General features: G+C 68.5%; 17 protein-coding genes and 1 pseudogene. 5 read left to right on the top strand and 13 right to left on the bottom strand.

Annotated elements, in window-relative coordinates:
• The first annotated feature begins 19 nt into the window (after positions 1-19).
• Positions 20-802 (top strand): DUF4394 domain-containing protein, encoded by a 783-nt coding sequence (locus K9U41_RS05210; protein WP_282639798.1) that lies wholly within the window; start codon positions 20-22, stop codon positions 800-802.
• A gap of 220 nt (positions 803-1,022) precedes the next feature.
• Positions 1,023-1,571 (top strand): superoxide dismutase family protein, encoded by a 549-nt coding sequence (locus K9U41_RS05205; RefSeq protein ID WP_282639797.1) that lies wholly within the window; start codon positions 1,023-1,025, stop codon positions 1,569-1,571.
• A gap of 22 nt (positions 1,572-1,593) precedes the next feature.
• Here K9U41_RS05205 and K9U41_RS05200 read toward each other — a convergent pair whose 3' ends face one another.
• From K9U41_RS05200 to K9U41_RS05185, 4 genes are all read right to left on the bottom strand, one after another.
• On the bottom strand, positions 1,594-2,583 hold the full coding sequence (locus tag K9U41_RS05200) for a beta-ketoacyl-ACP synthase III (RefSeq protein WP_282639796.1): 990 nt from the start codon (positions 2,581-2,583) through the stop codon (positions 1,594-1,596).
• A 2-nt stretch (positions 2,584-2,585) separates the two neighbouring features.
• Positions 2,586-3,851: an adenosylmethionine--8-amino-7-oxononanoate transaminase gene (locus tag K9U41_RS05195; protein WP_282639795.1), complete on the bottom strand. Its 1,266-nt coding sequence runs from the start codon at positions 3,849-3,851 to the stop codon at positions 2,586-2,588.
• 72 nt (positions 3,852-3,923) lie between these two features.
• Positions 3,924-4,550: a dethiobiotin synthase gene (gene bioD, locus K9U41_RS05190; RefSeq protein WP_282639794.1), complete on the bottom strand. Its 627-nt coding sequence runs from the start codon at positions 4,548-4,550 to the stop codon at positions 3,924-3,926.
• Positions 4,547-5,728: an 8-amino-7-oxononanoate synthase gene (locus K9U41_RS05185; protein WP_282639793.1), complete on the bottom strand. Its 1,182-nt coding sequence runs from the start codon at positions 5,726-5,728 to the stop codon at positions 4,547-4,549. Before K9U41_RS05185 ends, bioD begins: the two co-directional genes overlap by 4 nt.
• A 427-nt stretch (positions 5,729-6,155) precedes the next feature.
• On the opposite strand from K9U41_RS05185, the gene K9U41_RS05180 reads away from it, so the two are divergent.
• Entirely contained in the window at positions 6,156-6,617 is a 462-nt protein-coding gene (locus K9U41_RS05180; protein ID WP_282639792.1) for a (2Fe-2S)-binding protein, read from the top strand.
• 3 nt (positions 6,618-6,620) lie between these two features.
• Complete coding sequence (locus K9U41_RS05175; RefSeq protein ID WP_282639791.1) at positions 6,621-8,846, top strand: xanthine dehydrogenase family protein molybdopterin-binding subunit; 2,226 nt, start codon at positions 6,621-6,623, stop codon at positions 8,844-8,846.
• Between the two features lie 337 nt (positions 8,847-9,183).
• Here the strand turns inward: K9U41_RS05175 and K9U41_RS05170 are convergent, their stop codons facing one another.
• Entirely contained in the window at positions 9,184-10,197 is a 1,014-nt protein-coding gene (locus tag K9U41_RS05170) for a zinc-binding alcohol dehydrogenase family protein (RefSeq protein WP_282639790.1), read from the bottom strand.
• A gap of 152 nt (positions 10,198-10,349) precedes the next feature.
• On the opposite strand from K9U41_RS05170, the gene K9U41_RS05165 reads away from it, so the two are divergent.
• Positions 10,350-11,228 carry a LysR substrate-binding domain-containing protein gene (locus K9U41_RS05165; RefSeq protein ID WP_282639789.1) on the top strand — a complete coding sequence of 293 codons (879 nt, stop codon included), beginning with the start codon at positions 10,350-10,352 and terminating at the stop codon, positions 11,226-11,228.
• Between the two features lie 73 nt (positions 11,229-11,301).
• On the opposite strand, the pseudogene K9U41_RS05160 reads toward K9U41_RS05165, so the two are convergent.
• The 8 genes and pseudogenes from K9U41_RS05160 to K9U41_RS05125 form a co-directional block, all read right to left on the bottom strand.
• Positions 11,302-11,420: pseudogene (locus K9U41_RS05160) on the bottom strand (enoyl-CoA hydratase); the annotation flags it as partial.
• Between the two features lie 67 nt (positions 11,421-11,487).
• Positions 11,488-12,372, bottom strand: coding sequence for a transporter (locus K9U41_RS05155; RefSeq protein WP_282639788.1), 885 nt, complete (start codon positions 12,370-12,372; stop codon positions 11,488-11,490).
• Between the two features lie 143 nt (positions 12,373-12,515).
• Positions 12,516-13,358 (bottom strand): hypothetical protein, encoded by an 843-nt coding sequence (locus tag K9U41_RS05150; RefSeq protein WP_282639787.1) that lies wholly within the window; start codon positions 13,356-13,358, stop codon positions 12,516-12,518.
• Entirely contained in the window at positions 13,355-15,631 is a 2,277-nt protein-coding gene (locus K9U41_RS05145; protein ID WP_282639786.1) for a hydantoinase B/oxoprolinase family protein, read from the bottom strand. The genes K9U41_RS05150 and K9U41_RS05145 overlap by 4 nt, the downstream gene beginning before the upstream one ends.
• A gap of 84 nt (positions 15,632-15,715) precedes the next feature.
• A complete protein-coding gene (locus K9U41_RS05140) occupies positions 15,716-17,872 on the bottom strand; it encodes a hydantoinase/oxoprolinase family protein (RefSeq protein ID WP_282639785.1) in 2,157 nt (718 codons plus the stop codon).
• A 99-nt stretch (positions 17,873-17,971) separates the two neighbouring features.
• Entirely contained in the window at positions 17,972-18,358 is a 387-nt protein-coding gene (locus K9U41_RS05135) for an acetone carboxylase subunit gamma (protein WP_282639784.1), read from the bottom strand.
• A 17-nt stretch (positions 18,359-18,375) separates the two neighbouring features.
• On the bottom strand, positions 18,376-20,307 hold the full coding sequence (locus K9U41_RS05130) for a hydantoinase/oxoprolinase family protein (protein ID WP_282639783.1): 1,932 nt from the start codon (positions 20,305-20,307) through the stop codon (positions 18,376-18,378).
• Positions 20,308-20,779: 472 nt separating this feature from the next.
• A partial coding sequence (locus K9U41_RS05125) for a transposase (RefSeq protein ID WP_282639782.1) occupies positions 20,780-21,129 on the bottom strand: 350 nt, incomplete at its 5' end.

Below are 21,129 nucleotides of genomic sequence, written 5' to 3'. Positions count from 1 at the left end.
GCGACAGCAGGAGAATGAGATGAAGAGCACGCTCATGATGATCGCCCTCGCCAGCGCGATGGCGGTGCCCGCGGCGGCCTCGGCCCAGACCGTGGTGGCGCTGGTGGACGGCAACCGCATCGCGGTGGTGGACGCCAAGGCGCTGAAGGCCGCCGCCCCGCTGAAGGTGTCCGGCGTCTCCGGCAAGCTCGTGGGCATCGACGTGCGCCCGGCGGACGGCAAGCTCTATGGCCTGTTCGAGGACGGCACCGTGGCCACCATCGACCCGGTGAGCGGCACCGCCACGCCGAAGGCGAAGCTGGAGACCATGCTGGCGGCCGGCACCGCCGCGACAGTGGACTTCAACCCCGTCGCCGACCGCCTGCGCGTCATCGGTGCCGACGGCACCAACCTGCGGGCCAATGTGGATGACGGCAAGGTGGTGCGCGACGGCATGCTGAAGTTCGCCGATGCCGACAAGCACATGGGCAAGTCGCCAGCCGTCGCGGCGGGCGCCTACACCAATTCCGTGAAGGGCGCGAAGGAGACCGCGCTCTACGACATCGACGGCAAGCTCGGCCTGCTGGTGAAGCAGGCGCCGCCCAATGACGGCATCCTCAACACCGTGGGCATGATCGGCGTGGAGGGCAAAAGCTACGCCTTCGACATCGTGGCGGCGGACGCCGGCGCCAACGAGGGCTGGCTGATGGCCGGGACCATGCTGTACCGGGTGGACCTCGCCACCGGCAAGGCCACGAGCGCCGGCAAGGTGGCGGGCCTCGACGGCCCGGTCAGCGACATCGCCATCATCCCCGCCATGTGAGGATGACCTGAGGCGGCGCGGACCCGGCTCGGGGTGCACCCTGAGCCGGGCGGTGTGGGGACGCGATCCACATCTTGAGGTGCCGCTTCCCCGTAGGGCGCGCGCGGCCGGGTGACCCGCCCTCCCCATTTCCGAGACCGAAGACGCGAGCCGGTGGTATAAGCACGCCGCGGTTCGATAAAACGCGCGCCAAGCGCGCCGCAGGACAAGGAAGGCACCCATGGGCTCGAAACACTGGCTCCTCGCAGCTTCGATCCTGATCGCCGGCGCGCCGGCCGCGCTGGCCCAGACGCCGGCGGCGCCCGCTGGCCCGGCGCCCACCGTGGTCAAGGCGGACCTGGTCGGCAATAGCGGCAAGCCCATCGGCACCGCCACCGCCACCGGGACCGACCGCGTCACCATCGTGCGCCTCGCCCTTCAGCCGGGCGCCATCCCGCCCGGCTGGCACGGCATCCACTTCCACGCGGTGGCCGACTGCTCCGACACCGAGAAGTTCCTCGCCTCCAAAGCCCATGTGAACCACGGCGGCAAGGCCCACGGCCTGCTCAATCCCAACGGTCCCGACGAGGGCGACCTGCCCAACATCTTCGCCGTCGCCGATGGCTCGGTGTCGGCCGAGGTGACGAGCCCGGTGGCTCTCACCGGCGCCAACGGCCTGCTTTCGCCGACCGGCTTCGCGCTGGTGGTCCATGCCGGGCCGGACGACCACACCACCCAGCCCATCGGCGGCGCCGGCGCGCGCATCGCCGGCGCGGCGTTCAAGCCCTGACCATGGGCCAGCAGCGCCCGCTCTAGAACCGGAACACGGCGGCGCCGCCGGTGAGGCCGGCGCCGGCGGCGGCGATGAGCAGCACGTCGCCCTCGCCATAGGCGCGGGCTTCGCGCACCGCCGACAGGGTGAAGGGCACGGTGGCGGCGGACGAATTGCCATAGTCGGCAACGCTCGACAGGGTCCGCTCCGGGCCGATGGCGAGCCGCTCGGCCACCGCGGTGATGATGCGGGCATTGGCCTGATGCGGCAGGAAATGGGTCACCTCATCGAGGGTGAGCCCGGCCTCCTCCAGCGCCATGCGGCAGGAGGAGGCCATCATGGCCACCGCCCGGGAAAACACCGCGCGGCCCTCCCGCATCACCATTCGCCCGGCCCCGGCCTGACCCGTCGCCGACAGGCGGCTGCCGCTGTCGGGGATCTGGATGAGGTCGTAGCCCGAACCGTCGGAGGCGAGGCAAGACCCGACCACGCCGGTCCCGTCCCGAGGCGAGGGGGCGAGCACCACAGCGCCCGCCGCATCGGCAAACAGCGCCGCCGTCGCCGGATCTGAGGGATCGATGCGGCGCGACAGGATGTTGGCCGCCACCACCAGGACGGCACGTCCGGTGGTCCGCACGAAGCCGTCGGCCAGCACCAGCGCATAGAGGAAGCCGGCGCAGGCCCCGGTCAGGTCCACCGCGCCGCTCGCGGACAGGCCAAGGCGGTGGGCGAGCAACGGCGCGGTCGGCGGCAGCAGATGGTCGGGGGTGCTGGTGGCCAGCAGGGTGAGGCCGATGGCGGCCTTGGGGAGGCCCGCATCGGCCAGGGCCATTTCGGCGGCCGCGAACGCAAGGTCGCTCACCGCCTCGTGCGGCGCCGCGACCCGCCGCTCGCGGATGCCGGTGCGGCCGAAGATCCAGCCCTCTGCAAGGCCCAGCCCGCGCTCGATCTGCGCGCTGGTCACCACCTGCTCCGGTGCGTAATGGCCGAAGCCGGCGATGCGGGTTCCCGCCACAGCTGTTCGCGCCATGCTCATGCCCGCCCGAAGCGGTCGGCCGCCGTTCCGATGGCCCCATAGATAAGGTCCAGGTCTTCCGCCGTGGTGCAATAGGGCGGCATCACATAAAGCGTGTTGCCCAGCGGGCGGATGAGCAGCCCCTCCTCCCGGAAGAAGGCGGCGAGCCGTGGCCCGACCTCCGCAAGGTAGCCGGCATCGGGCGCCGCAAGGTCCAGCGCCGTGATGGTGCCGAGGCGCCGCACGTTGGCAAAGCGCCGGTCGTCGCCGAAGCGCGCGAGGCGCGCCTCCTGCGCGGCCCCGAGCGCGGCGATGCGCGCGCCGACCGGCTCTTCCGCCCAGATCTTCAGGTTGGCGACGGCCGCAGCGCAGGCGATGGGATTGGCCGTGAACGAGCTGGAATGGAAGAAGGTGCGCGCCCGGTCGGTGGAATAGTGCGCCTCGAAGATGGCGCGCCGGCACAGGGTGACGGCCAGCGGCAGCGAGCCGCCGGTGAGGCCCTTGGCATAGCAGGCAATGTCCGGCACCACGCCCGCCTGCTCGCAGGCAAACAGGGTTCCGGTGCGGCCGAAGCCGGTCATCACCTCGTCGGCGATGAGGAGCACGCCGTGGCGCGCGCAGATCGCCGCCATTTCGGCCAGCACTTCGGGGGCATAGATGTACATGCCGCCGGCGCCGAGGATCAGCGGCTCCACCAGCAGCGCGGCCGGGGCGTCCCGGCAGGCGGCTTCCAGCGCATCCAGGGTCGCTTGCTCGCGGCCGGCGTGGGGAAACGGCAGCCGCGTCACCTCGAACAGGAACGGCTCGTAGGTCGCGTTGTAGACGCCGCGCGCGCCCACCGACATGGTGCCGATGGTATCGCCGTGATAGCCGTGCTCCAGCGCGAGGATGCGGGTGCGCTGCTCGCCGGTGTGGCGCCAGTAGCCCGCCGCCATCTTGAGCGCGACTTCGACCGCGGTGGAGCCGCTGTCGGAGAAGAAGACGTGATCGAGCCCCGCCGGCGTCATGGCCACGAGGCCGCGCGCGAGCGCTTCGGCAGCCGGATGGGTGTGGCCGGCGAAGATCACCTGGTCGAGTTGCCCGGCCTGTTCCGCGATGGCCGCGACGATGCGCGGATGGCAATGGCCGTGGGTGATGACCCACCACGATGAAATGGCATCGAGAATGCGCCCGCCGCCGGCGGTTTCCAGCCAGGCGCCCTCCCCGCGCACCACCACCGGAGGCTCCGGGGCAAGTGCATGCTGGGTGAAGGGATGCCAGACGGGAGAAGGGCTTGAAGTCATTGCCGAAGGTCCTGCAGCACGCGCCGATCAGATTGCGGTGCAACTTGATCGGCGCGTGCTCTTTCTAAGCGTTCAGAGCTGGAAGTCATCCAGGGTGAAGGCCGCCGCGAAGGCGGCCTTGAGCGTGGCGGGCGTCACATCGGGCAGGAGCGGCAGGCGCCCGAGGCGGCGGGTGCCGCCGAGGTCCGCGATGATCTGCTCGCTGTCCTCGTTGGCTTCGCCGATGAAGGCGACGCCATGGAGCGCGATGCCCCGCCGCGACAGCGCCTCGATGGCGAGCAGGGTGTGGTTGATGGTGCCGAGACTGGTGCGGGCGCACAGGATCACCGGCAATCCCCATGCGGCGAACACATCGGCAAAGAGCCGGCGGCGGGTGAGCGGCACCAGCGGTCCGCCGGCCCCTTCGACCACCAGCGGCCGCGTGGTCGAAGGAAGCACGAGCGCATCGGGATCGATGCCAATGCCCTCCGCCTCCGCCGCGCGGTGCGGGGAGGCCGGCAGGACGAGCCGGTAGGCTTCGGGCAGGATGCGATCGGGCCCAAGGCCCGACAACCGTTGCACGACCTGAGAATCCGTCTCCCCGTCCAGGCCGGCCTGCACCGGCTTCCAGTAGGCGGCGTCGAGGGCGCCGGCGAGGGCGGCCGCAAACACGGTCTTGCCGATGCCGGTGTCGGTGCCGGTGACGACGTAGCCGGTCACTGGGCCGACCTTTCGGCCTGGGCGCCCGGCCCCGCCGCGAGAGCCTGCGCGAGGGCATCCACCAGCGCATCCAGAGCGGCCTCGGACACGTTGAGCGTCAGCGCAATACGCAGGCGCGCGGTGCCCTCCGGCACGGTGGGCGGGCGGATCGCCCGCACATCGAACCCTTGCGCCTGCAGGGCGCCGGCAACGGCCGTCGCCCGCCGGTCGGACCCCAGAATGACCTTCTGGATCTGCGAGTGTGTGGCCGGAAGGCCGATCCCGGCCAGCGCCCGCCGGGCATGGGCAATGCGCGCCATGAGGCGGTCCCGCCGGTCCTGCGCCGCTTCGGCGATGGTCAGCGCCGCGCGCACGGTGGCAGCCAGCAGCGGCGACGGCGCGGTGGCGTAGATGAAGGGCCGCGAACGGTTCACCATATAGTCCCTGAGCCCGCGCGGCAGGCACACCAGCGCGCCCATGACGCCCAGCGCCTTGCCGCAGGTGTGCAGCGTCACCACGGTGTCGCGCCCTTCCAGATGCGCGGCGAGCCCCCTCCCCGCCGGCCCATAGACGCCGGTGGCGTGGGCCTCGTCCAGCAGGAGCATGGCGTCGTGCCGCTCGGCCACGGCGCACAGATCGTCGAGGGGGGCGAAATCGCCGTCCATGCTGTAGAGCGTTTCCGCCGCGATCCAGGCGCGCCCGCGCCCGCCCCTGGTGCGCCAGGCCCGGATGGCATCATCCACGGCATCGGCATCGGCATGCCGCGTCGCCACCGCCTCGACGCGCTCCGCCGATGAAGCCCCGGCGAGGCCCTCATGGACGCTGGCATGGATGAGTTCGTCATAGACTACGAGGTCGCCCCGGCGCGGCAGGGTGGAAACCAGCGCGGCGTTGGCGGCGAATCCGCCGGCGAAGAACAGCGCGGCCTCGGCACCGAAGAAGGCCGCCGCCTCGGCTTCCAGGGCCTCGTGCTCCGGGTGGTTGCCGCGCAGCAGGCGCGATCCGCCGGCGCCCAGCGGCACGCCGCGGGCCAGCGCGGCGGATGCGGCCTGGCGCAATTCCTCCGACTGGGCAAGGCCCAGATAATCATTTGAGGCAAAATCGGCGCCCTGCGCGGGAGCCAGCGTGCGCAACCGGCCCCGGCGGCTCAGCGCCGCGAGGGCCGCCTCATGCGCCGCCACGGATGGCCTCGCCGGCATCCGCCACCGTCACGCCCGGCCGCGCGAAACGGGCATCATCCCGGTCCGGCCCCCGGTTGGCCGCGGCGCGGGGCCGATCTGCCAGATTTCGCCGCGCGGCCAGCATACCAGTCTCCAGATTATGGAACATTTCCCGATGTGATCTCCCGTAGGTTCCACAGGTTCCTGGAAACGACAAGTGGCCTTTCGGGCTTTCCTCCTGCTGTGGTGGCACACCCGAAAGCGCACGCCGGATCGATCGCCCGCCATGCTCCCCGGATCGTGATGGCACCGCAGTCTGGAATCCATCGAGAAAGCGGGCTAGCATTTGGGAGCGGGACCATCTGCGTCGGGGCGGCGCCATGGACCCTGGGGCGCGTGGAATGCGCGTCCCCCTCGCCTTATCAAGCACAGATGCGGCTGTGCCTCTCGCAATACCGAGGTACCCATGGCCGTCACACTCACAGTGAACGGACAGGCGCGCACCGTCGACGCCGATCCCGATACACCGCTGCTCTGGGTCCTGCGCGACGAGCTTGATCTCGTCGGCACCAAGTTCGGCTGCGGCCAGGCCCTGTGCGGCGCCTGCACCGTGCATCTCGACGGCACGCCGGTGCGGTCCTGCCAGACCACGCTCGGCGACGTCGGCAACGCCAAGATCATCACCATCGAGGGCCTCCAGGGCCGCGAGGCCGAGGCGGTCCGCGCCGCCTGGGTGAGCCTCGACGTGGTCCAGTGCGGCTATTGCCAATCCGGGCAGATCATGTCCGCGGTGGCGCTGCTCGCCGAAAACAAGAAGCCCACCGATCCCGACATCGACGCGGCGATGGACGGCAATGTCTGCCGCTGCGCCACCTACCACCGCATCCGCGCCGCGATCCATGACGCGGCCCGCCGGCTGGAGGCCTGATCCATGCACATGCTACAGAAGCTGGAGCCGGGCGTTGTGTCCGGCCTTGCCGCCGCGCTCTCCGGCGCCGCGCAGACGCCGCTCTCCCGCCGCTTCGTCCTCGCCGCCATGGGTGGGGCGGGCATCGGCCTCGTGCTCGGGCTCAGGCCAGAGGTGGCGCACGCCGCTCCGGCCGGCGCGGATGCGGCCGGCCAGGCCTTCAATCCCTTCGTCAAGATCGCTCCGGACGGCACGGTGACGGTCATCGTCAAGCATCTGGACAAGGGCCAGGGCATCGCCACCGGCCTTGCCACCCTCGCCGCCGACGAGCTGGATGCGGACTGGTCCAAGGTGACCACGCAGTTCGCTCCCGCCGACGCCAAAACCTACGGCAACGCCCTGTTCGGCGGCGCCCAGGGCACGGGCGGCTCCACCTCCATCGCCGCAAGCTACACCGTCTACCGCACCGCCGGCGCAGCAGCCCGCGCCATGCTGGTGGCCGCCGCCGCCCGGCAGTGGGGCGTCGATCCCGCGACCGTCAAGGTCTCCGGCGGCGTGGTCAGCGCCGGCAGCCGCAGCGCCGGCTTCGGCGCACTGGCCGAGGCCGCCGCCAAGGAACAGGTGCCCGCCGAGCCGAAGCTGAAGGCGGCGTCCGCCTTCACCCTCATCGGCAAGGAGGGCATCCACCGGGTCGATAACGTCGCCAAGACCACGGGCGCCCGCATCTATACCCAGGACCTCAAGCTGCCGGACATGCTGGTGGCGGTGGTCGCCCATCCGCCGCGCTTCGGCGCCACGCCGAAGAGCTTCGACGCCACCGCCGCGAAGGCGGTGAATGGCGTGAAGGACGTGGTGATGGTGCCGCAGGGCGTCGCCGTGCTCGCCACCACCACCCACGCCGCCATCAAGGGCCGCGATGCCCTGAAGGTGGAGTGGGACGAGAGCAAAGCCGAGACCCGCAGCTCCGCCGACATCCTCGCCGACTACAAGGCGGCCTTCGCCAAGCCCGGCCTGCCGGTGGAGGCCCACGGCGACGTGGAGACCGCGCTGAAGGCCCCCGGCGTGAAGCTGGTGGAGGCGGAGTTCGAGTTCCCCTACCTCGCCCACGCCGCCATGGAGCCCATGAACGCGGCGGCGCAGGTGAAGGACGGGGCGGTCACCATCTGGACCGGCTGCCAGTTCCCCTCCGCCGACCTGCCGAACGCGGCCCACACCGCGGGCGTGGCGCCGGACAAGGTGGAGATCCACACGTTGTGGGCCGGCGGCAGCTTCGGCCGACGGGCGCTCGCCAGCTCCGACTTCGTGGTGGAGGCGGTGGCCATCGCCAAGGCCCACGGCAAGGGCGTGCCGGTGAAGCTGGTGTGGACCCGCGAGGACGACATGAAGGCCGGCTACTACCGGCCAGTCTACGTCCACAAGGTGCGCGCGGCGGTGGATGCCTCGGGCAAGCCGGTGGCGTGGCATCACCATGTGGTCGGCCAGTCCATCCTCGCCGGGACCTTCTTCGAGCAGGTCATGGTGAAGAACGGCGTCGACGAGACCTCCATCGAGGGCACCCACGGCGCCTACGACATCCCCAACATGAAGGTCGAGCTGACCACCATGAAGACGGGCGTGCCGGTGCTGTGGTGGCGCTCGGTGGGCCACACCCACACCGCCTATGCGGTGGAGGTGATGATGGACCAGCTCGCCCGCGCGGCGGGGCAGGACCCGGTGGCGTTCCGCCTCGCCCACGCCACGGACGAACGGCTGAAGGCCGTCATCCGCCTCGCCGCCGACAAGGCCGGCTGGGGCACCCCACTGCCGGCGGGCCGCACGCGCGGCATCGCCGCCCACAAGAGCTTCAACACCTATGTGGCGGAGGTGGTGGAGATTTCGCTGGCCGATTCCGGCGTGAAGGTGGAGCGCGTGGTGGCGGCGGTGGATTGCGGCGTGGTGGTCAATCCGGACGTGGTGCGGGCCCAGATCGAGGGCGGCGTCGGCTTCGGCCTCGGGGCCGCGCTGCATGATGCCATCACCCTCGACAAGGGCGCCGTGGAGCAGGCCAACTTCGACACCTACGAGCCCCTGCGCATGTCGCAGATGCCGAAGGTGGAGGTGCACCTCGTCGCCTCGGATGTGGCGCCCACCGGCGTGGGCGAACCGGGCGTGCCGCCCCTCGCGCCCGCCGTGGCCAATGCCCTGCTCGCCGCCACCGGCCGGCCGGTCCATCGCCTGCCCTTCGCCGGGCAGGCGTTCAAGCCGGCCTGATCGCGCACCGCCCGCCATATGGAGACCGCGGGGGGTGGGCTTGCCCACCCCCCGCGGTTGCTGCCGGATGCCGGGCTGTACGGCATAGCCAAGACCGCGGCGCCGGCAACCCGGCCGGAACCGACGGCTTCGCGTTCGTCGCCGCGTGGTGGATGCGAGACGGAAGGCGTTCTAGCGTCTTGTTGTGGCGCGCTTTCTTGACGCGAACCGGTATCCATTTCGCTCGAAAAAACTCTAGAGCATGTTCGGCAAACACCGGTTCGCCGAACATGCTCTAAACCTTTGTTTCATCGCAATTCCGGACGCAAAATCGCTTCGCACTTTTGCTGGAATTGCTCTAGAAGCCCACCAGAACGGCCTTGCCGATGCTGCGGCCGCTTTCCACCAGCGCGTGCGCCTTGCGCAAATTGGCGGCGGTGATGGCGCCCAGTTGCTCGCGCAGGGTGGTGCGCAGCAGGCCGGCATCCACCAGCGCCGAAATCTCGTTCAGCAACTGGTGCTGGCGGATGAGATCCGGCGTGGCGAAGAGCGGGCGGGTGAACATGAGTTCCCAATGCACCGACAGGCTCTTGCGCTTGAACGGCACGATGTCGAGCGTCTTGGGATCGTCGATCAGCGCCAGCGCCCCCTGCGGCGCCAGAGCATTGGCGATGGCCGGCAGATGCTGGTCGGTGGCGGTGAGGCTCGCCACATATTCCACCTGAGGAATGCCGATGGCCTTCAGGCCCGCGTCGAGGGGCTGGCGATGGTCGATCACATGGTGTGCGCCCATGCTCTTGCACCATGCGATGGTCTCGGGCCGGGAGGCGGTCGCGATCACCGTGAGGCCGGTGAGCCGCCGCGCCAGCTGGGTGAGGATGGAGCCGACCCCGCCTGCCCCGTTGACGATGAGGATGGCGCCGTCCTGCGTCTTGGTCCCGTAGGGCACGCGAAGGCGGTCGAACAGCAATTCCCAGGCGGTGATGGCGGTGAGCGGCAGCGCCGCCGCCTCGGCATCGCTGAGCGTCGCCGGCTTGCGGCTGACGATGCGCTCGTCCACGGCGTGGAGTTCCGAATTGGTGCCGGGACGGTCGATGCTGCCGGCGTAGAACACCTCGTCGCCGGGGCGAAACAGGGTCACCTGCGGGCCCACGGCCTCGACGGTGCCGACCGCGTCGTAGCCGAGGATGTGCGCCGTGCCCTCGGACGGCGTCGTCCTGGCGCGGACCTTCACATCCACCGGATTGACCGAGACGGCACGCACCCGCACCAGCAGGTCATGGGGCCGCAGCTCCGGCGCGGGGATATCCACATCGACCAGAGACGACGCGTCCTCGATGGGGAGAGACGCATAAAATCCAATGGCTTTCACGGCAAAACCTCGGTGCTGCGAGAGGCGGCTTCGAGCACTCGGACACGCATGCTCGACCTCGTGGGTTGATGGGACGGGAGGATGCCGCATTGTCTTCAAGACGGAAAACGCATAATTCTGATCGCAGAAAATCGATATGCGAATAGATCGCCATGCGCTTTCCCGATCTTGAACTGGACCTGCTGCGCGCCTTCGTGGCCGTGGCCGAGACCGGAGGCTTCACCGCCGCCGCCGAGGTGGTCGGCCGTTCGCAATCGGCGGTGAGCCAGAAGATCCTCAAGCTTGAAGACCTTTTGGGGCGTCGCGTGTTCGAGCGCACCAGCCGGTCTCTCACCCTCACCCGCGAGGGGGACAAGCTGCTGGCGATGGCCCGGCGCATGCTGGAGCTGAATGACGTTACGGTGCGCTCGCTGCTGGAGCCCACCGTCGGCAGCCTGCGCCTCGGGGTGTCCGAGGATTTCATGCCGAACCTGCTGCCGGGCATGCTGGCGCGGTTCCAGCGGCTGTATCCGGGCCTGCACATGGAATTGCGCACCGCCCTCAGCTGCGAGTTGCTCGGCGCCTTTGACGCCGGACAGCTCGACGCCGTCATCGCCAAGAAGGACGGCACCGCCCAGCGCGGCCGCGTGATCTGGCGCGAGCCATTGGTGTGGATGGCCTCCGCCGACTACCAGCCCGATTTCGGCCGCCCCGCGCCGCTGGTCCTGCTGCCGCCGCCCTGCACCTATCGCGAGGTGATGATCCAGGCGCTGGACGCGGTGCGCCAGCCCTGGTTCGCCGCCTGCACGGCGTCCAGCCTCACCGGCATCCGCGCAGCAGTGGCCGGCGGCCTCGGCGTGACCGTGCTCGGGCGCTCCTTCATCGGCTCCGACATGCAGGCCCTGCGCGCGCCGGAACACTGGCCCGCCTTGCCCGTGACCGAGATCGTGCTGGTGGGCGAGGAACGGGCCGAGGCGGACCTGGTGCGCCCCCTCGTCACCTTCCTCACCGAGACCCTGGCCGCCCAGCCCTATCCCGCCGCCGTCGCCTGAGGCGCCGGATCGAGACTTTCATATGGATCGGTTTTCGCAAGTTTAACTCTAAACTATTTGGCTTTTCCTGATCGCGAAACCGAGGCGGCCGTTTCTCGACGAATGCGGCCATCCCCTCTTTTGGTCAGGGGTTGCAAACAGCGCTTGGAAGGTCCGGCGCTCGAACGCAAGCCCCTCCGCAAGAGAGGTCTCCTTCGCGCCCGTGGCGGTGGCGGTGGCGGCCGACGATCCTGCCGTTCAGACTTTTTCTGGAATTACCCTAAAAGACCTGAAGCAGGCGAACCGTTCCGCGGAAAGCCTCGGGAAAGCCTCCCGAGGCCGCGACATCGCGCTGGATCAATCCCAGCACCTGGAAAGTCGGCGTGACGAACTTGGACAGCTCGACCCGCACCTGCGAGCGCTCGGTGGCGTTGCCGGTGGCCACCCCGGCCAGATATTCGGTGCCGCCCCAGAACTGGGAATAGCCCACAGCCGCCGACCAGGTGGGAGCAACGGCGTAGGAGAGCCAGGCCTGGAGCTGATAGGTGGGGTCTTGCGACAGGGTCTGCGTGCCGTTGCCCGCCTTGGTATTGTCGCCATACCAGATGGCGTCGCCGGTGAGCTGGAGTGCGACGCCATGCGTGAGGCCCTGGTACCATCCCGCCTGCAAATCGAGTTTCCAGCGGTTCTCGCCCAGGTTCAGCACATCACCTGCGCTGTACTGGCCAACGGGCAGGAACAGATAGGGCATGATGCCGATATAGGTCTGCGTCGCCTTGTTGTTCACCACCCAGACCGTGGTCGCGAGGATGGGGTCGCCGAGGCCGGCGGCGGCGTCGAACGAGGCGCCGCCAAGCCGGCCGTTGTAGAGCGTGCCGGCCGGGATGAGCACCTGCGGCGCCACCGTGAAGCCGCCGATGTCGAAGTAATGCACGTAGCGCAGAATGTTGACGTAGGAATCAAGGCCGGTGTCATTGGAGATGGTCTGCCCTGAAGCGCTGACATATTCATCGCGCGTCGCATACTGGCTATAGAAGACAAGCAGGTTGGTGCCGGCAGGTGCGGGCAGGTAGTCGCCGGAATTCACGTCGGCAGCTCCCGCGGGCGCACCCGCGAGCAGTGCGCAGAAGGCGGCGAGAACAATGGTCTTGAACGAACGGATCATGTTTCCTCCGGACTGATCTTTGATTGATGGACGGCCTTGGCGCGCCGCGCTGGTCCGCGCGCCCCGCAGGCGCGCGGACGTGGTGCCGCCCTGCCCCGGCCGGGCGTGGGCCACGGTCCGGGGTCGCTGGCGGACGAGGTGGCTCAGGCCCTGAGCCGGGCGAGCTGATGGAGCACGGTTTCCGGCTCCGCCCCCTCGGGGATCTCGGCGAAGTAGAACTGGCCGCGACCGAGCGCGGCGAGGGCGCCGCCGCTCCACAATTCCCCGCTCACGTCGAGGCCGAGGGCGAAATCCCCACCCTCAACCGGCACGGCGCTGATGAGGGTGTCGAGTTCCTCCGTGGCGCCCCCGTCACGCCCGCGCAAGGCAAGGCCCCAGCGATAATGCCGCGCGACGTTCACCAGCGGCCGGCCCGCTTCCATGTCGCCGTCTTCGGCCGCCTGGTCCTCCTCCAGCAACAGCCCGCCGATAGGCAGGGCCGAGACCACGCGTACGAGGTCGGCCATGTACATGGCGGCACTCTCGACCATGTCGGCGTCGATCGGGATGCCCTCCCGCCCGGCGAAGGCGGCGGCCTCGGCGAGCCAGCGCCGCGGGGCGGGCAAGGCGAGCACCAACGGCGCCTGCCCGCGCAGGCTCGCCGCCACCGCCTCCACCACCTCCGCGAGCAGCCGGCGGGGGCCCTCCTCCTCCAGCATGCGCTTGAGGGGAAAGGCGGCGCGGGATTTCGCCGCCATCTGCGTCTTCAGGGCAGGATGCCGCGCCACCCAGGAGCGGTAGAGATCGCCCGCATCCACCACGCCCACATCCGGTCGCAGCAGGCTATGGGCCTGGGTGAAGAAGGAGAGATAGCGCGGCGCGCTCTCCCACGGGTCTCCCCCTTCCCCGAGCAGAAGGCGCCGGGCATAGCCCGACGACTTCAGCCAGACCCTGAGCCCGGGCGCGCCGGACGGACGCGGCAGGGCATCCACCAGCCGTGGGCTCATTGCTTCTCACCCCCCATGGCGCCGACGGCGGCAAGACGTGCCTCAAGCTCGGCGATGCGCACATCCTTGGGGTGCGGCATGTAGTTGGGGCGCGGGACTTCAGCGTCGCGGGTCTTTTCCGGGCTGCCCATGTAGAGGGTTTCGACATCATCGCCCCACGCACCGAAATACTGAAGGTGGGTCGGCGGCGTGGGCTTGCTCCAGTCCTTCACGAACTCCGAATAGGGCCTGGAGCGGGCGATGCGCGCCTTGCGCTCGGCGGCGCGCGCCTCTTCGGTCGCCTTCTCGTCGATGGCGAGGGTCTCGGGGTCGAATGCCACCTTGTAGGTGCGGGCGGCGACCGCGGGGGAGATGAGGCCCTCCTCGATGTCCTTGATGACCCCCCTGGGGTCGCGCTCCAGAAGATCGCCGTAGCCGGCTCCCGCCCCCTGCGAGATCATGAACAGCTCGCCGCGCTTCGATATCTCGAAGCCCATGCCCATGTGGTGGGTGGTGTAGCTGGCGCCCTCGAAGGGCTGCTCGTTCATGATCTCCTCGATGGAGTGCTTGAACTTCTCCGGCGTGTTGAGCAGCACGTCGTAGACATCCACGCCCTTCACCTTGGACAAAGGATAGCAGCCGCAGGCATAGCCGCCGAACAGGCCCTGGAGCGGCGGGATCTTGGCGCCCTGACACACGGTCATGAAGCCCCACTGCTCACTGTCCTTGGTGGCCACCATCATGGTGTAGCCCTGGCCGCCGCGATACTTGCCGGGAGCGATGGCGTCCCGCGTCATCTTCTTGGACACCAGCTGGAGGAAGGGCACCTCCTCCTCGTTCAGCTCCTGCTCGCCGATGTCGGCCATGGTGGCGAAGATGGGGGCGAGGGCGTGCTCGCCGTCGCGGTCCACGGTGGCGCCGGCGCCCATGCCGTTGAGGTCGGCGCAGAGGTTGCCCAGGGTCTCGCCGTGCTGGGACACGCCGCCCCACACGAAGGTATTGATCATGTTGAAGGTGGGCGCGTGCACCTTGGTGAATTTCTCGGGACAGGAATAGAGGAACTTCGCCACCGCGTGCTGGCCCGCCGTAAAGCCCGTGAAGATGGACATCAGGCTCTGCGAATTGGGCGCGTCATAGGAGCAGTTGACGATGGAATGGGGGTCGGTGATGACCTCGATGGGGGCGAAGGCCGCCTGCCCGCGCGGCAGGTCCGGCCACACATAACACAGGAAAACCTGCGCCAGCATGCCCTTGAGGCCGGCAACGATGGTGTTGGTGGCGCGGTTGGTGAACTCGGGCGCAGAGCCGCGGAAATCGAAGATCAGCCGGTCGCCGGTCTTGGTGAGCTTGCAGTTGATCTTCACCACGCAATTCTCGCGCAGGGTCGAGTCCTGGATGATGTAGGTGCGCACCGTCATGTCCGGCCATTCGGAGATGCGCCGCTTCACCTCGGCGCGCACATTCTCCATGGTGAGGCGCAGGGTGGAGACGAGGGCCTCCGGCCCGTCGGTGTTCAGCGTCTCCTCGATGCGCTGCTTGATGCGCAGGCAGGCGAACAGCTTCACCTTCATGTCTTCATATTGCAGCTTCGGCTCGCGCACCGAATTCTGCAGGAAGGTGAGGATATCGCGCTTGATCTGGTAGTTTTCCACCACCTTGAAGGGCGACATCTTGAGCCCTTCGTCCGAGGGGCTTTCCGCCATGGAGGGCATGCCGCCCGGCTCAATGGCGCCGTTCTCGCCCTCGTGCACGGTGGAGGCCACCCAGCACACGAGCCGGCCCTTGTGGAAGATGGGCAGGATCATGGACTGGTCGGTGTTGTGGACGTTGCCGTAGCGGCTGTCGTTGTGGATGAAGCCGTCGCCCTCGCGCACGCCGACGGTGGGGTCGTTGATCCAGTTCTTGATGATGAACTTGATGGGGTGGTGCACCAGCGCCGAGAAGATCAGCACGCCGCCGGCGGAGGCGATGGCCAGGTCACCGGAGGCCGAATAGACGCCGGTGATGACGTCGCCCCACTTGGCGCCGGGGGCGGCGCCCATCTGCTCCACCATCTCATAGCCTTCGTCGCAGCCGGCCTGGATGCGGTCGCGAATCTTGGCGATGATGTGGCTGTCGGCCACCTTGGCGATGGCCTCGTCCTCGTCCGCCGTGCGCGGCATGAGGTCGTGGTTCTGCATGATCTCGGGGTCGGGTCCGAGGAACAGCGTGGTGTCGTTCAGGAACTTCTTGACGAGGGCGGCCTCTTCGGCGCTGGGCAGCTTGCCACGGCCGGCGATGCTCATGTCGTTCATGGGGTTATCCTCCCGGAATATCTGAAGTGATCGCAGCGCCATGAGGCGCGCTCTCCCCGCGCGGGGCGGGGAGAGAAAATGGCGTCAGTACGTGGTGGCGGGGATCTTGGCGCGCAGGAACCAGGAGGCGCCCTGCTTGGCCGCCACGAAGCTCCAGCCCGGATTGACCAGGAAGGTGGTCACCTCCGAGGCGATGATGGCCGGCCCCTCGATCTGCACCCCGGGACCGATGTCGGAGCGGCTCCACACCGGCGTCTCCAGCGGGCCGTCCTGGCCCACGAAGTGGCACACGCGGGTGGCGGCGGGCGGCGGCGGCGCCTTGCGCTCACGCTCCGGCACCGGCTTGATGTCCTCGAACTGCACGGTCTCGTGCTGGACATAGGCGGCGATGCGGATGGTATTGATGCGGATGCCCGCCTCCGGCGCCTGCGAGCCCTCGCCGAAGCGCTTGCCGTAGTCCGCCGAGAACTGGGAGATGATGGCGAGCACGTCCGCCGGGCCGTCCACCCCGTGCTTGTCGATCACCGCCGTGGTCTGCACCAGCTGGTTGCCGTAGCGCATGTCCAGTTCGAGGTTGTGGCGGATATCCGTGGGCGGAACGCCCTGGCGCAGCAGGTCCTGGGTGCCGCGCTCCTTCAGGTCGGCGACGATGGCGTTGAAGCGGTCGTAATCGTCGAACAGGGCGCGGGTGTTGCTGTCGTAGAGCACCATGTAGAGCGACTGCTCATGGATATGGAGCTGGTGCATGTTGCCGGCGCCCACCGCGGAGAACACGGAGGAGAGCGGCGGCGCCAGGATGCGGTCGATGTTGAGGTTCTGGGCGATGCCGCAGCAGTGCAGCGGGCCGTTGCCGCCATAGGCGAGCATGGTGAAGTCCTTGGGGTCGTAGCCCCGGGCCCGCAGCTCGGTGAACAGGCCGTTGGCCATGTTGTCGTCCACCTTCTCGCGGATCAGCAGCGCCGCCTCGACCACCGAGCAGTCAAGCTCGTCGCACAGGCTATCCTCGATGGCCGACTTGGCCCGGCGCGGGTTGAGCGGAATGGAGCCGCCCGCATAGTTCGACGGGTCGAGATAGCCGAGCAAGAGGTCGGCGTCGGTCACGGTGGGCCGCATGCCGCCCCGGTCGTAGCAGGCGGGGCCGGGGTCCGAACCGGCGCTCTCGGGGCCGCACTTCACGGTCTTGTACATGCGGTCATAGGAGGCGATGGAGCCGCCGCCGGCGCCCAGCGTCACCAGGTGCACCATGGGCACCGAGACCAGCCAGCGGTCGATGACCGGGTTGAAGTCGTAGTGCTTCACGCCGCCGTCCACCACGATGCCGATGTCGTAGCTGGTGCCGCCCATGTCGGTGGCCACCACATTGCCGAGCCCGGTGAGCATGGCGAGGTGCTCGGAGGCGCCAATGCCGGAGACCGGGCCGGAATGGATGGTCTGCAGCGCATCGGTGGAGTTGAGCTGCGCCATGCCGCCGGAATTGTGGATCACCAGCATGGGCTTCTCGTAGCGATGGGCCCGCAGGTTCTGCTCCAGCGCCGAGAGCGCGTGGTACATGGTGGAGTGCAGATAGCCGTCCACGATGGCCGAGGTGGCGCGGACATATTCGCCTTTGCGCCCCGCCACCTGGTGGGACAGGATGACCGGGATGGCGCCGAGCAGGTGGGAGGGATACTCCTCGAGGATGATCTCCTCGATGCGCTGCTCGTGGGCGGGGTTCACCACCGCATTCACCAGCGCCACCACGATGATCTGGGCGCCGCGGTTCACCAGTTCGCGGATCTGGGTGCGCACGTCCTCCTCGTCGAGGGGCATGACGCGCTTGCCCTGGAAATCGAGCCGCTCGCGCACGCCGCGGATCATGTGCGCCTCCACCAGCGGGTTTGGGCGCTGGGCGTTGGGCATGTCCTGCTGGCCGAGATTGTCGAGCCCCTCGCCATAGCCGCGGGCGCGGCTGAGCGGCACGGTGGCCTCGTAGCCGGCGGTCACCAGCATGCCGATCCGGGGGCCCTTGTGCTCGATGAGGGCATTGGTGCCAAGCGTGGTGGCATAGCGCACGCTGTCCACGGCGCTCAGGATCTCCTCAAGCTGGAGCCCCAGCACGTTGCAGGCCTTGCCCAGGGCCTCGTTGAAACCCATGGCGAGGTTGTGGTGGGTGGTGAGGGCCTTGGCCTCGATATACTGCTTGTCCCAGACCACGAAGCAGTCGGTGAAGGTGCCACCGATGTCCACGGAAACGCGTTTCATGTCCCCTCCCTGAGGATGCTGGCAGGCGCACGGCGCCGCATTCGGTATGCTGGGGGTGCCGCCGCGTTCCGCGGGGGGATGGGCGGCACCGTCAGGGTTTCAGTGTCCGTGACCTTCGTCACGCACCACGGCCGGGCCGGCATAGGGGGCCGCCGCCTCGCCGCGGGCGGCCCATTGGGCCTTGAGCGCCTCGAGATCGACTTCCATGTCGTAGAGCGGCGGATGGCCGGGCACGGCATATTCGGTCTCGACCTGCGTGCCGCAGCTGGGGCAGCAATATTCGAGGATGCGCACCCATTCCGGGTCGGGACTGAAGGTGAAGCGATACTTGTCCGGATCGATGATCGGCGGATGGATCTCGCGCGGGTCACGATCGTGGACCAGAAGACCTTCCTTGTAGTTGCCCCGCGCCGGCGCGATCTCGTGATCGCACACGCGGCATTCCCACTTCTCCGACTTCAGGTCGATGCGGAGATATTCGGTCATTGCGACTTTCATCTTTTTCAATCCTCCCGGCTCAGCAGGATGTCGCCTGCGTCGCTGATGACGAACTGCCAGCCTTCAGGGACCCGGCAGGTGAAATAATCTTCCTCGAGAATGGCGGGGCCGGACGCGAAAGCGCCGTCCGCGAGGTCGGCGAGGCGGTAGACCGGCACGTCGATGCGCCCGCGATCGCGGATCAGCACGTTGCGCTTGCCATGGGCCGCGGCCGACGAGCGCGGGTCGAAGCGGGCCGACCGCTCCGCGCCTTCGCGCAGGCTCCGGAGCGCCTTCAGCTCCACCTCCACCGCGCGGGCCCCCGCGAAGGCAGCGGGGACCTCCAGCTGGTCACCCAGCACGTGGACCAGCGTGCGCCCGTCACCGAAGTCGGCGACGAGGCGTGCCTCGAGCGTATAGGTGCCTTCGGCGCAGCCTTCCGCGAACATGTCGCGCGCCGCCTTCACCTTCAGCGACGCCATGGTGGCGGCCAGCTCCGAGGCATCGGAGAGCGTCACCGCGTAGCGCTGGGAGATGTCGCAGGAGCCGATGCCGTAGGCCGAGAACACCGCCGCCATCTGCGGGATCGCCACCCGGCGAATGCCCGCCTTCTCGGCGACGCCGCAGGCGTTGAGGGGGCCTGCGCCGCCAAAGGCGAGCATCACCGTCTCGTCGGAGATCCGGGTGAAGCGGTGAATCTCCGCCGCGATCTTCTCCTCGTAGGCGAATTCCATGCGCAGCAGCGCATCGTCGAGGCCGAGCCCCAGTCGGGTGGCCACATTGGCGGTCACCGCCGCCGCCGCGCGGTCCGCGTCGAGCCCCATGCCGCCGCCGAAATAGGAGGTGGGATCGAACAGGCCGATGAGCAGGCTGGCGTCGGTGATGGTGGCCTCGCGCCCGCCGCGCCCGAAGCAGGCCGGCCCCGGCACCGCGCCGACGCTCTCCGGCCCGATGACGATGCGCCCGTCCACCACCTTGAAGATGGAGGAGCCGCCCGCCCCCGCGCTCAGGATTTCGCACAGGGGGAAGGAGACGGAGATGCCTTCCACGTGGCCGCGCCGCACCTCGGCCACGGTGCCGTCGATGTACTGGCCGATATCCGTGGTGGTGCCGCCCACGTCGATGGAGACGGTGTCGGCGAAGCCATAGCGGCGCGAGAAGGATTTCACGCCCTCCATGCCGCCGCGCGGGCCGGACGAATAGGTCTTGATGGCGATGGTCTTGGCCACGCGCGAGGCGTCGCCGTCATTGCGGAAGATGAGCAGCGGGTTCTTGGTGCGATAGGCCCGCAGCCGGTTCTCCGCATTGTAGAGGAACGCCTCCATGGAGGGGTGGAGGAACGAGTTGATGAGCGCCGTCCAGGTGCGCCGCTCGCCGTCCGCGTCGGTGGTGAGGTCGGAGCCGTAGAGGATCGGCACGGCGCCGAGCAGGTGGCGCGGATACTTGCGCAGGGCGACGAGTCGGAAGCGGTCCTCCAGCGCCTGGAAATCGGCGCCGCCGAAGCTCACCACCAGCCGGTTGGCACCGGCGGCGGTGAGCTTGTTGATGGCCTTCGCCACCTCCACGTCCGCTTCGTCGCCGCTGATGGTGGCGGCAGCGAGGAAGGCGATGCGGTCGCCCACCAGGGCCTCGAACACATCCTGGTCGTGGGCCGCAAGGCGGCTCGGCAGGTCGTGCGCGGAGGCGTCGAGGATGAGGCCGAGACGCGGGCCCTTGCGCTCGCAGATGGCGTTGGTGCCCTGGGTGGTGGAATAGCGGATGAGGTCCACCTCCTCCAGCAGCCGCTTCACATCCGGAGCGCCGTAGAGCACGCCGGAAGCCTTGGTCAGGCCCTCGAAGAAGCACTTGCTGAGATCATACGGCGTGGTGAGGACCTTGGTCTTTCTCACCGCGTCGTCTGACAGAATGCAGATGTCCGTCAGCGTGCCGCCGTTGTCGATGTTGATCTGCAGGGACATACGCTCTTTCTCCTCCCACTTCTTTTCCGGCCGCGGCCGCATGCGTCGGCCAGCCTGGACCGCGGCGTGGCAGCGCTCGCGGCCAGCTCGACACACGGTCCGCGAGGCTCCCGAACCGGATCGCAAGGGCCGTGCCAAGGGGAGGAAGGCAGGCGGGGTCTCGACTATTGTTTATTTGCGTTGGCTTTTGACCGCCGAGCTTTATCTGGTCGATGAACCATCGACTTCTTTACGAATGCCTGTTCGAAAATCGGTCTTTATTGTGCGACGCGACGAGTGCGGGGCGTGCGCCGCACCATGCCCGCGCAGACAAAAAAACACCGCCGATCGAGACCGGCGGTGTAGAGGAAGCTTTCGGGAGGGATGCGAAAGCCGCCGTTTTCTAGCAATCGGCGTGCCGAAGAGGCGGGAGGCATGGACGTCCAGAGTTTTTTCTTTATGCGAAGCGCAATCCACTTCGCTCGAAAACAGCCTAGGCGGTGTGGACGGATTTGATGAGGATGAAGCTCAGGGCGAGGGCGACGATGGCGGCGAAGCCGGTTTCGGTCTTCTCGCAGCGCAGGGCGACGCGCTTGAATCGCTTCAGCTTTCCGAAGCACTGCTCGATGCGGGCACGGCCCCGGTAGAGCGCCTTCGGGAAGAAGGCCGGGCGGTCTTTCGCATTGGATTTGAACGGGATGGCGGGCGCGATGCCCCGAGCCCGGGCCAAGGCCCGGTTGGCCTTGGCGTCATAGCCCTTGTCGGCGAGGGCGGCGCGCGGCTTCACATCGGGACCAAGATCCAGCAGCAGCTTGAAGAGTGGGCTGTCGCCGGTCTCACCAC

Source organism: Xanthobacter autotrophicus, from assembly GCF_029991245.1.
Lineage (GTDB): Bacteria > Pseudomonadota > Alphaproteobacteria > Rhizobiales > Xanthobacteraceae > Xanthobacter > Xanthobacter autotrophicus_C.
This window is presented reverse-complemented; position numbering and strand designations above follow the sequence as displayed.

Excerpts from the sequence above, each read along its gene's own strand:
- K9U41_RS05210 (WP_282639798.1), top strand. The coding sequence starts at position 20 with ATGAAGAGCACGCTCATGATGATCGCCCTCGCCAGCGCGATGGCGGTG.
- K9U41_RS05205 (WP_282639797.1), top strand. The coding sequence starts at position 1,023 with ATGGGCTCGAAACACTGGCTCCTCGCAGCTTCGATCCTGATCGCCGGC.
- K9U41_RS05200 (WP_282639796.1), bottom strand. The coding sequence starts at position 2,583 with ATGGCGCGAACAGCTGTGGCGGGAACCCGCATCGCCGGCTTCGGCCAT.
- K9U41_RS05195 (WP_282639795.1), bottom strand. The coding sequence starts at position 3,851 with ATGACTTCAAGCCCTTCTCCCGTCTGGCATCCCTTCACCCAGCATGCA.
- K9U41_RS05185 (WP_282639793.1), bottom strand. The coding sequence starts at position 5,728 with ATGCCGGCGAGGCCATCCGTGGCGGCGCATGAGGCGGCCCTCGCGGCG.
- K9U41_RS05180 (WP_282639792.1), top strand. The coding sequence starts at position 6,156 with ATGGCCGTCACACTCACAGTGAACGGACAGGCGCGCACCGTCGACGCC.
- K9U41_RS05175 (WP_282639791.1), top strand. The coding sequence starts at position 6,621 with ATGCACATGCTACAGAAGCTGGAGCCGGGCGTTGTGTCCGGCCTTGCC.
- K9U41_RS05165 (WP_282639789.1), top strand. The coding sequence starts at position 10,350 with ATGCGCTTTCCCGATCTTGAACTGGACCTGCTGCGCGCCTTCGTGGCC.
- K9U41_RS05155 (WP_282639788.1), bottom strand. The coding sequence starts at position 12,372 with ATGATCCGTTCGTTCAAGACCATTGTTCTCGCCGCCTTCTGCGCACTG.
- K9U41_RS05150 (WP_282639787.1), bottom strand. The coding sequence starts at position 13,358 with ATGAGCCCACGGCTGGTGGATGCCCTGCCGCGTCCGTCCGGCGCGCCC.
- K9U41_RS05145 (WP_282639786.1), bottom strand. The coding sequence starts at position 15,631 with ATGAACGACATGAGCATCGCCGGCCGTGGCAAGCTGCCCAGCGCCGAA.
- K9U41_RS05140 (WP_282639785.1), bottom strand. The coding sequence starts at position 17,872 with ATGAAACGCGTTTCCGTGGACATCGGTGGCACCTTCACCGACTGCTTC.
- K9U41_RS05135 (WP_282639784.1), bottom strand. The coding sequence starts at position 18,358 with ATGACCGAATATCTCCGCATCGACCTGAAGTCGGAGAAGTGGGAATGC.
- K9U41_RS05130 (WP_282639783.1), bottom strand. The coding sequence starts at position 20,307 with ATGTCCCTGCAGATCAACATCGACAACGGCGGCACGCTGACGGACATC.